At 62.3% G+C, this 12248-nt stretch carries 1 protein-coding gene; it reads left to right on the plus strand.

The genetic code is table 11. The annotated features are described in order from the left end of the window. The first annotated feature begins 226 nt into the window (after positions 1 to 226). Positions 227 to 12121: a peroxidase family protein gene (locus ACIO0C_RS03925; protein WP_401308098.1), complete on the plus strand. Its 11895-nt coding sequence runs from the start codon at positions 227 to 229 to the stop codon at positions 12119 to 12121. The last annotated feature ends 127 nt before the right edge of the window (positions 12122 to 12248 follow it).

Consider the following 12248-nt stretch of genomic DNA (forward strand, 5'->3'; position numbering starts at 1 on the left):
TGGCCCACCCTCGGCTCGGGATCGCTCTGCCTAACCGCTCGGCGAACCATTCATTTCGCGAATTCCAGGCGCGCATTCCCAGGCGCCGGGGGACGGCTTTGCCTATCCCACGCCTGCTCTCGCCATTCAGCTGCACCCAAGAACTACGCAAGCCAGTACCTGACTGGGCGTGGGAGGATTCTTTCGTCCCGTGCCTTTCCCCCAGAGAGATCGAGGACAATAAAAAATGGCCAATTTCAACAAGTCGGACCTGGAATTCATACTCAAGCAAATATTCATCGCAGAAGCGCACGCCAGTGGCGCCAGCCTCATTGATTTGCTACCTAACACTCAGGTGCCATTCGGTTTGCGAACCGTCGATGGCAGCTACAACAACCTGGTCGCCGGGCAAACCGAGTTTGGCGCCGCGGACAATTCCTTCCTGCGCCTGCTCGATGCCCAGTATCGAGCGGCCTATGCCGCGTCTGGCAATGTGGTCGACCCGCAGCCACGCATCATCAGCAACCTGATCGTCGACCAGACCGCCAACAACCCGGCCGCGGTTGCGGCGAATGGCGGGGCCGCCCCGGTGATCAGTCCCGGGCTGGATGGCGTGTTCGGCACGGAAGACGACAAGGAAGTGTTCTTAATCCCCAACGTGTCGCCGGACGTCGGCCTGACCGCCAGCTTCAACTCGTGGATGACCTTTTTCGGCCAGTTCTTCGACCACGGCCTGGACCTGGTCACCAAAAGCAGTACCGACATCGTGTTTGTTCCGCTGCAACCGGACGATCCGTTGTATGTACCGGGCGGCCATACCAATTTCATGGTGCTGTCACGTGCCGTGCATTCCGCTGGCGCGGACGGACAAGTCGGCACTGCCGACGATGGCCAGACCAACACCACCTCGCCGTTCGTGGACCAGAGCCAGACCTACAGCTCGCACCCCTCCCATCAGGTGTTCCTGCGCGAGTACGCCCTCAACGCGGCAGGCGACCCTATTGCAACGGGTCGTTTGATTACCAACCGTGATCTCGGCGCCGATGGCAAGTTCGGCACCTCCGATGATGGCAATGGCGAAAATGGCGGCATGGCGACCTGGGCGGTGGTCAAGGCCCAGGCCCGTGACATCCTTGGCATCAACCTGACCGACGCCGATGTGCACAGCGTGCCGCTGCTGGCAACCGATGCCTATGGCAACTTCATCCGCGGGCCAAGCGGCATGCCGCAAGTGGTGATGCGTGTCAACAACGGTGCTGACGGTACCGCCGGCACGGCGGATGACGTCACGCAACTGGTCGAAGGCAACCGGGATGCGCCGATCAGCCTGGCCAACGCCGTGAGCACCGGGCATGGCTTCCTCGACGACATCGCCCACAACGCCGCGCCGGTCGTGGTCAACGGGGTTCTGCAAGCGGATGGCGACACCGATGTCGGCAATGCGCAGGACGTAGGCGCGGGCGGCAACAACCTGACCTATGACAACGAACTGCTCGATGCCCACTACATTGCCGGCGACGGCCGGGTGAACGAGAACATCGGCTTGACCGCTGTGCACCATGTGTTCCACGCCGAGCACAATCGACTGGTCCAGCAATCCAAGGACACCATCCTTGCCGCCGGCGACCTGGCCTTCCTCAATGAATGGCTGGCGGACGACGTGGCTGCGATACCAACCACAGCCGCCGAGATCGCGGCGTTGGTGTGGGACGGCGAACGCCTGTTCCAGGCCGCCAAGTTCGGTACCGAGATGCAGTACCAGCACCTGGTGTTCGAGGAGTTCGCGCGGACCATTCAGCCGCAGGTCGACGAATTCCTTGCCCCCAACGGTTATGACACCTCGATCAACCCGGCCATCCTCGCCGAGTTCGCCCACGTGGTGTACCGCTTCGGCCACTCGATGCTGACCGAAACCGTCGATCGCTTCGACCCCGAGTTCAATCCGCTCCTTACTGACCCGAACAACCCGGACTCGCAAATGGGGCTGATCGCGGCCTTCCTCAACCCGCTGGCGTTCGCCGGCAGTGGAGCGACCTCGGACGAAGCGGCAGGAGCGATCATTCGCGGTGCGACCCGCCAGGTCGGCAACGAGATCGACGAATTCGTCACCGAAGCATTGCGCAACAACCTGCTGGGTCTGCCGCTCGATTTGCCGGCCCTGAACCTGGCGCGCGGTCGCGAGACGGGCATCCCCACGTTGAATGAAGCGCGCCGTGAGATGTACGCAGCCACCGGCGACAGCCAACTCACGCCGTACATCAGTTGGGCTGACTTTGCGGACCACCTCAAGCACCCCGAATCCCTGGTCAACTTCATCGCCGCTTTCGGCACCCACAGCGAATTGATCGCAGCCGATGTGGATACGCTGATCGAGATGCGTGCGGTCGCCGCAGCCCTGGTGTTCGGCGGCAGCGCGGTGATCAACGCCGGCACTGTCGATGAGCGTACCTTTACCGCCAATCTGGCCGATCGCCTGGCATTCCTTAACAGCTCGGGCGAGTACGCCATGGTCAATGGCGTCACCACCACCGGCGTGGACGACATCGACTTCTGGGTCGGTGGCCTCGCTGAACAGAAGATGCCGTTCGGCGGGATGCTCGGCTCGACGTTCAACTTCGTGTTTGAAACCCAGATGGAGGCGTTGCAGAACGGCGACCGCTTCTACTACCTGTCGCGTGTCGCAGGCCTGAACTTCGGCACTGAGCTTGAGAACAACTCCTTCGCCAAGCTGATCATGCTCAACAGCGATGTCACCCACCTGTCGAACACCGTGTTCCTGACGCCGACGTTCACCCTCGAAGTGAATCAGGACAATCAGTTCACGGGCCTGGGTGCGGGCGGCAAAGCCGACCCGACGGGTGGCCTCATGATCGACGGTGTGGAAATCGTCAAGCTGGTGGTCCGCGACAACCCCGATACCCCCGGTACAGACAACAACTATCTGCGCTACAACGGTGAAGACCATGTGGTCCTGGGCGGCACCGCCGGCAATGACATCATCATTTCCGGTGACGGCGATGACACCCTTTACGGCGACGGCGGCAACGATATCCTCGAAGGCGGTGCCGGCAACGATGCGGTGCTCGGTGGCGCAGGCGATGACATCATCACTGACTCGTTCGGCGACAACCGCCTGGAAGGTAACGCCGGTAACGACGTGATCATCGCCGGCAGCATGCTGGCCGCCGGCAACCTGATCCTGGGCGGCGATGGCCAGGACTTCATCGTCACCACCGAAGACATCACCACCACCTTCGGTGGCCAGGGCGACGACTTCATCCTCGGTGCCAAGACCAACCTGCCACCGACCGGTAATGAAGGCGATGACTGGATTGAGAAGGGCACGCAGGACGGTGCGCCTGGTGATAACGCCGCGCCGTTGCTCACTGACGATACGATCGGCAACGACATCTTTGTCGGTGGCGCTGGCTTCGATGAAATGATCGGCGAGGGCGGCGATGACATCTTTGTCGGCAGTGATGCCCAGGACAAGATGGAAGGCATGTCCGGCTTCGACTGGGTCACCTACAAGGATGACAAGTTCGGCGTCACCGCTGACCTGACCATGGCCGCGCTGGCACAGCCACACGGCAACGCGCCAAACCAGAACACCGGCGTGTTCAATCCGGTTGGCGCCTCGCCCGCCTCGATCCTTGACCGCTTCGCCGAAGTGGAAGGCTTGTCCGGTTCGAAGTACGGCGACGTACTCAGGGGCGATGATGTCGATGCCGACACCATCCTCAACCACGGGGGGGCCACGGGCAGTGCGCTGACCAACGTGGCGTTGATCCGCGGACTGGCGCAGTTCCTGGCCGATGCCGGCCTGCCGACCACCGGCTTTGCCACGGGCAACATCATCCTCGGTGGCGATGGCAGTGACCTGATCGAGGGCCGCGGTGGCGATGACCTGATCGACGGCGACAAATGGATCAACGTCAGGATTGCCGTTTATAACCGCGATGACGTCAACCATACCGGTCCCGAGATTGCCAGCTTCGACAGCATGGTCGATATGATTCCCCTCATGCTCGATGGCACCATTAACCCCGGTCAGCTCAAGGCCGTGCGGGAAATCCTGCCCGGCACCTCGACGGGCGGGGCGGCCTTCGACACCGCCATATTCTCCGGAGCCCAGTCTGAGTATGTGGTGACTCAGGACACCCGCGGCACGGACAGTCTGGCGGACGATGTCTGGACGGTGGCCGATACCGTAGCCGGTCGCGACGGTACCGATACCCTGCTGCATATCGAGCGCCTGCAGTTCGCCGATGGCCAGCAAGTGCTGGTGCCGGGGCTCAATGCCCAACCGGTTGGCAGCCCCACCATCACCGATAACAACGGCGGCGCGATTACGGTGGGCGACATGCTGACCGTCAGCGTGGCTGGGGTGACCGATGCCAACAACCTCGGGGGCAGTCTCAACAGCTCCTCGGTGTCCTACTACTGGCAATTCGAGTCGGACCCAGGCAGCGGCGTTTTCGAGGACATCATCCTCTTGCCGGCCGGCGACCTGGCGTTCCAGAGTGCCGACGGCACCTCGTTCAAGGTCTCTCCGGACCTCGCCGGGCTGTCGTTGCGGGTCAAGGCGATCTACCAGGATGGGCATGGCACGACTGAAGTGGTGTTCTCGCAGCCGACGGCCGTAGTGGCTCCCGGCGCGCCGGTCGTACCGACGGCGCCGACCCCCGTGGCCGATGCCACGGCGGGTGGCGAGGGCCTTCACATGGTCCGCTCCGACCTCAACTTCATTCTTGACCAGATCAAGATTGCCGAGGCTGACGCGGCCGGTCAGGACATCCTTTCGCTGATCCCGAATATCCGCGCGCCGTTGGGCCTGCGTTCGGTCGACGGGTCGAACAACAACCTGCTGAACCTCAACGGCAACAACAACACCGGGTTTGGTGCCGCCGATAACACCTTCCCGCGCTTGACCGATCCGGTGTTCAACCCGGCGCAAGGTGTGCCTGCCGGTTTCTTCGGCCCCGGTTCGCCGGCCATCCCGGGATCATCGTATGCACAGAACAGCGGCGCTGTGTTTGACTCGCAGCCGCGCACCATCAGTAACCTGATCGTCGACCAGACGTCGAACAACCCGGCGGCCTATGCCACGGCGTACGACCCGGGTGCGAACGGTCATCTCGACTACGGCGTAGAGGGTAGCGATAACGACGACGTGCTCAAGGATGGTGTACGCATAGTCGCCAGCCCCGGCATGGATGGTCAGTTCGGTACGGGCGACGACCACGATGTGTACCTGTTCGAGAACACCGCGACGGATGCGGGATTGTCTGCGCCGTTCAACGCCTGGATGACCTTCTTCGGGCAGTTCTTCGACCATGGCCTGGACCTGGTGACCAAGGGCGGTTCAGGCACCATCTACATCCCGCTGCAAACTGACGATCCGCTGTACGTGCCCGGTGGCAACACCAACTTCATGGTGCTGACCCGCGCGACCAACCAGCCAGGGGCGGATGGCGTTCTCGGCACGGCCGACGACATCCATGAGCACACCAACACCACCACGCCGTTCGTGGACCAGAACCAGACCTACAGCTCGCATCCGTCGCACCAGGTGTTCCTGCGCGGATACGTGATGACGGATGACGGCCCTAAAGCCACCGGCAACCTGATCACTAACCGTGACCTGGGGCTGGACGGCAAGTTCGGTACCAGCGACGACACCGAAATCGGTGGCATGGCGACCTGGAAGGTGGTCAAGGCGCAGGCACGTGACGTCCTGGGCATCAATCTCACCGACGCCGATATCGACAGCGGTCCGCTGCTGGCGACGGACGCCTATGGCAACTTCATCAAGGGGCCGAACGGCTTCCCGCAGGTTGTCATTCGCGTCAACAACGGGCTGGACGGCCTTGCCGGTACAGCCGACGACGTCACTACCCTGATGGAAGGCAATCCAGCCAACCCGATCAGCCTCGTAAACGCGGTGCGCACCGGCCATGCCTTCCTCAACGACATCGCCCACAACGCTGTGCCGGTGGTCGCCGGCGGGGTTCTGCAGTCGGACGGTGACGACGATGTTGGCAATGCGCAGCTCGTCGGCGATCGCGGCAACAACCTGACCTACGACAACGAACTGCTTGACGCGCACTACATCGCCGGTGACGGCCGGGTCAACGAGAACATCGGCCTGACCGCGGTGCATGCGATCTTCCACGCCGAGCACAACCGGCTGGTGGCGCAGACCAAGGATACCGTCCTCGATTCCCATGACGTGGCCTTCCTCAACGAGTGGCTGCTCACGCCGGTGGCTGCCTTGCCCGCCAACCAGGCTGAGATCGATGCGCTGGTGTGGAATGGCGAGCGCCTGTTCCAGGCGGCCAAGTTCGGCACCGAGATGCAGTATCAGCACCTGGTGTTCGAGGAGTTTGCGCGGACCATCCAGCCTCGTGTTGACCTGTTCTTCGCACCGACCCAGGTCTATGACGTCGACCTCGATGCCTCGATCGTCGCCGAGTTCGCCCACACCGTGTACCGGTTTGGCCACTCGATGCTGACCGAGACTGTCGATCGCTACGACGTCAATTTTGACGTGATCGGCGATCCGAACAGCGCTAACCCCGATCAACAACTGGGCTTGATTGCGGCGTTCCTCAACCCGTTGGCCTATGCCGCCAGTGGCGTGACGCCAGAGGATGCGACCAGTGCGATCGTGCGTGGGGTGACTCGGCAAGCCGGTAACGAAATCGACGAGTTCGTCACCGAGGCGCTGCGCAACAACCTGCTGGGCCTGCCGCTCGACTTGCCGGCGATCAACATCGCCCGTGGCCGCGACGTGGGGATTCCCTCGCTCAACGCGATTCGCCGCGACATCTACAGCCAGACCGGAGATACCCAACTCAAGCCGTACAGCAGCTGGGTCGACCTGGTGCAGCACCTCAAGCATCCGGAGTCGTTGATCAACTTCATCGCGGCCTATGGCACCCATGGCACGATTACCTCGGCAACCACTTTAGAAGGCAAGCGCGCTGCGGCGATGTTGCTGGTCTTTGGCGACGGGGGTATTGACGAGCCATCCGATCGCCTGGACTTCCTCAACGGCACCGGTGACTGGGCCAACGTAACGCGGGCGGGCAAGGATGGGGTACTGGGGACTGCAGACGACCTGAAGGGGGTGACGATCACCGGGGTCGACGCCATCGATCTATGGATCGGCGGCCTGGCCGAACAGATAACGCCGTTTGGCGGCATGCTCGGCTCGACCTTCAACTTCGTGTTCGAGAACCAAATGGAGAAACTGCAGGACGGCGATCGCTTCTACTATCTGGAGCGTACCTCTGGCCTGTCGATGAATGCCGAGCTGGAAAGCAACTCCTTCGCCAAGTTGATCATGGCCAACACCTCGGCCACGCACCTGCCGGGCCTGGTGTTCTCGGATCCCGGCTTCTATCTGGAGAGGGACCAGTCCAAGCAGTACAACGATGGCCTGGGCAGTGCCGATCCGCTCGAGAACGGCCATCAGGTCGTGTTCCGCGACAACCCGCTGACCGCCGGGCCGGACGCCAACTACATCAAGTACACCGGTGAAGAGCACATCGTGCTGGGCGGTACCAACAGTGCAGACATCCTCATCGCGAGTGAAGGCGATGACACCGTCTGGGGTGACGGCGGCAACGACCGCATCGAAGGCGGTGACGGCAACGACCAACTGCGCGGTGGCGCTGGCGACGACATCATCACTGATGCCGGCGGCGACGATAACATCCAGGGGGGCGACGGCAACGACGTGCTGCACGGTGGCAACGGCGTCAACCTGATCATTGGCGGGTTCGGCAATGACTTCATCGTGACCGGTGAGGACGCCTCCGAAGCCATTGGTGGCCAGGGCAACGACTTTATCCTGGGCAGCAAAGCCAACGAACAGGACATGGGTAACGAAGGCGACGACTGGATCGAGAAGGGCACCTCCGACGGTGCGCCTGGCGACAACTTCGACCCGCTGGGCAACGACCCGATCATCGGCAACGATGTGTTCATTGGCGGTGGCGAGAACGACAAGTTCAACGGTGAAGGCGGTGACGACATCATGGTCGGCAGTCTCGGCTTCGGTGATCGCTATATCGGCGGCTCCGGCTATGACTGGGCGACCTTCAAGGATCTCGCCCAGGGCGTGAGCATCGATATGAGCGACCGCTTTTTCGATGTACCGCTGGTACCGGGTTCGGGTGCCTCGACGCTGGTGCGTTTCGACATCATGGAAGGTCTGTCGGGTTCAGCGCACGGTGACTTCCTGCGCGGTGACAACGAAGATGCCGCATCGCTGCCTGGCGCGGGTGCAACCGGCAGTGTGCTGACCAACATCAACTTGATCGACGGTCTGGCGGATGTGCTGCCGGAGGGCGCGACGTTCTTCGACGGCGGCAACATCATCCTCGGTGGCAGCGGCAGCGACCTTATCGAAGGTCGCGGTGGCGACGACATCATCGATGGTGACAAGTGGCTGAACGTACGCATCAGCGTACGGGCGAACATTGATGGTACTGGCCCGGAAATCGCCACGTTCGACAGCATGGAACCGCTGGTGCCGTTCATGCTCAACGGTACTTACAACCCAGGTCAATTGATCATCAAGCGGGAGATACTGACCGGCAATGACCGCTTCGACACGGCGGTGTTCTCCGGTAATTCGACGGAATACACCGTCGAAGTCGTGGGCAATACGGTCATCGTCACCGACCTGGTGGCGGGGCGTGATGGTGTCGATCGCCTGACCGGCATCGAGCGTCTGCAGTTCTCTGACCTGGCGCAGTCGTCCGGCGTTGGCACTGCCTTGAACGAGGGGCCATCGGGTCATCTGGCGATCCTCGATGATGCTACCGGTCTGCGTGACGACACGCCTGTGGCCGGCCAGTTGCTGCGCGTCAGCAATCGGGCGGTACACGACGCGGACAACGTCAGCGGGACCAATCCGACCGGCGCGGTGAGCGGTGCGGTGGCTTACTACTGGCAGGTGGAAAACATTCCTGGCACGGGCATCTATGAAGACATCACCGTTATCGACGGCGGTGAAGCTTCGCGGGCGACGGGCACCACCTATCGGGTGACGGACGATGTGGCGGGATTGAACATCCGCGTCAGGGCGGTGTACCAGGATGCCAACGGCACGCTGGAGATCGTCGATTCGGCGGGGAACAGCGCACCGACCGTAGGGCCGACCGTTCTCGGGATTTTGGCGCAGAACCAGGTGCTGACCGCTGACCCGTCGAGCATCGTCGATGCCGATGGTCTGAGCAATCCGCAGTTCACCTATCAGTGGCAGGCGACCAACGGGGTCAGCTTCGTCAACATCGCCGGCGCTACAGATAGCACGTTTACGCTGACTCAGGATCAGGTCGGCGATCAGGTGCGCGTGGTGGTCAGTTACGTGGATGGCTTCGGAGTGGCTGAAAGCGTGGCGTCCGACCCTTCTGACCCGGTGGAAAACGTCAACGATGCACCGACAGGCGCGTTGCTGATCAGTGATACGACACCGGAACAAGGGCAGGTGCTGACCGCGCTGACGGCCGGGATTGCCGATGTGGATGGGCTGGGCACCTTCAGCTACCAATGGCAGCAAGGTACTGGAACTACATTTACCGACATCGACGGCGCGACCGCTGCGACTTTCACCCCGGGTGGAGCGCAGGGCAATCTGCAACTGCGGGTGATCGTGCGCTACACCGATGGCTTCGACACGCTGGAGTCGGTGACCTCTGAGGCGACGGCGCTGGTACCGCCTGGCGTGATACTTACGGGGGACGCTGGGGCGAACATCCTCACTGGCGGCACGGGTGACGATGTGCTCAATGGCCTGGGCGGGAACGATACGCTCAATGGCCTGGCGGGTGCTGACCTGTTGTTGGGCGGCACTGGCAATGACATTCTCAACGGCGGAGACGGCAACGACGTCCTCAATGGCGAGGACGGCAACGACACCCTCAACGGTGGGCTCGGTGTCGATACCATGAATGGCGGTGCCGGCAACGACACCTTCGTGGTCGACAACATCGGTGACGTCGTCACCGAGGCGGCCGGTGGCGGTACCGATCTGGTGCAAACCACCCTGGCCAGCTACGTGCTCGGCGCCAACGTCGAGAACCTGGCCTTTACCGGTGCCGGTAACTTCACCGGTACCGGTAATGCGCTGGCCAACAGCATCACTGGCGGCGCCGGCAACGACGTCCTCAATGGCGGGGACGGCAACGACATCCTCAGCGGTGGGCTTGGCGCGGATGCCATGAACGGCGGTGCCGGCAACGACACCTTCGTGGTGGACAACGTCGGTGACAGCGTCATCGAGGCGGTGGGTGGCGGTACCGATCTGGTGCAAACCACCCTGGCCAGCTACGTGCTCGGTGCCAACGTCGAGAACCTGACCTATACCGGTGCCGGTAACTTCACCGGTACTGGTAATGCCCTGGCCAACACCCTCACCGGCGGGGTCGGCAGCGACGTCCTCAGTGGTGGGGACGGCAACGACACCCTTAACGGCGGGCTAGGCGCGGATGCCATGAATGGCGGTGCCGGCAACGACACCTTTGTGGTCGACAACGTCGGTGACACCGTCACCGAGGCGGTGGGTGGCGGTACCGATCTGGTGCAAACCAGCCTGGCCAGCTACCTGCTCGCTGCCAACGTCGAGAACCTGACCTATACCGGCGCCGGTAACTTCACCGGTACCGGTAATGCCCTGGCCAACACCATTACCGGCGGGGGCGGCAACGACGTCCTCAATGGCGGTGCGGGTGCTGACCAGTTGCTGGGAGGAACTGGCAACGACACCTACGTCGTCGATGCAGTCGCGGACGTGGTGGTCGAGGCGGCGGGTGGCGGTACGGATACCGTGCAGACGACGCTGGCCAGCTACACCCTGGGTGCCAACGTCGAGAACCTGACCTATATCGGCGCCGGTAACTTCACCGGTACCGGTAATACCCTGGCCAACACCCTCACCGGCGGGGTCGGCAGCGACGTGCTCAATGGCGGGGACGGCAACGACGTCCTCAACGGTGGGCTGGGTGCGGATGTCATGAATGGCGGTGCCGGCAACGACACCTTTGTGGTCGACAACGTCGGTGACACCGTCACCGAGGCGCTGGGTGGCGGTACCGATCTGGTGCAAACCAGCCTGGCCAGCTATCTACTCGGTGCCAACGTCGAGAACCTGACCTATACCGGCGCCGGTAACTTCACCGGTACCGGTAATGCGCTGGCCAACACCCTCACCGGCGGGGTCGGCAACGACGTCCTCAATGGCGGTGCGGGTGCTGACCGGTTGGTGGGGGGCGGCGGCAACGACACCTACATCGTCGATGCAGCCGCGGACGTGTTGGTCGAGGTGACGGGTGGCGGTACGGATACCGTGCAGACCGCGCTGGCCAGCTACACGCTGGATGCCAACGTCGAGAACCTGACCTACACCGGCGTTGGCAACTTCGTGGGTGGCGGCAACCTGGTGAACAACGTCATCACCGCAGGGGCCGGCAATGACACGCTCAATGGTGAAAGCGGCGATGACATCCTCAGCGGCAACGGCGGTAACGACACGCTCAATGGTGACGCCGGTAACGACCAACTGCTGGGTGGCATTGGCATCGACACCCTGAACGGGGGCACTGGCAATGACAGCCTCGACGGCGGTGACGGCAATGATGCATTGAATGGTGGTGCAGGCGACGACACGCTGCTTGGCGGACTGGGGAGTGACAACCTGGATGGCGGTACCGGCAACGATCTGCTCCAGGGGGGCGATGGCAACGACACGCTGCTCGGTGGTGTCGGTAACGACACATTGTTGGGTGGCATCGGCAATGACCTTCTCGATGGCGGTACTGGCAACGATACGGTCACTGGCGGTGCCGGCAACGACATCATGGATGCCGGCATCGGCAACGATATCTTCCTGTTCGCAGCAGGATTCGGTACCGATCAGATCATCAGCTTCGATGCCAACGCGGCGGGAGGCCAGGATCGGCTCGATGTCACCGCGTTCAACATCACGGCGGCGACCTTTGCCGGCAGCGTCAGCATCACCGATGTCGGTGCGGATACCCTGGTCAGCATCGGAGGCGCTGACTCCATTCGCCTGGTAGGTGTGAACGACGCAACAACCATCACTGCCACAGACTTCATCCTGGCCACTTGAGGTCCTGGTCAGTAGTGTCGCAGTCAGCGTAAACAGAGGAAGGGAGGGCAATGGATGCCCTCCCTTTTTTTATATTGCCAACCACTGTGGGAGCGAGCCTGCTCGCGATGAACGTTAACGCGATCCA

This window comes from Pseudomonas sp. NPDC087336 (assembly GCF_044744285.1).
GTDB lineage: Bacteria > Pseudomonadota > Gammaproteobacteria > Pseudomonadales > Pseudomonadaceae > Aquipseudomonas.

Excerpts from the sequence above, each read along its gene's own strand:
- ACIO0C_RS03925 (WP_401308098.1), top strand. The coding sequence starts at position 227 with ATGGCCAATTTCAACAAGTCGGACCTGGAATTCATACTCAAGCAAATA.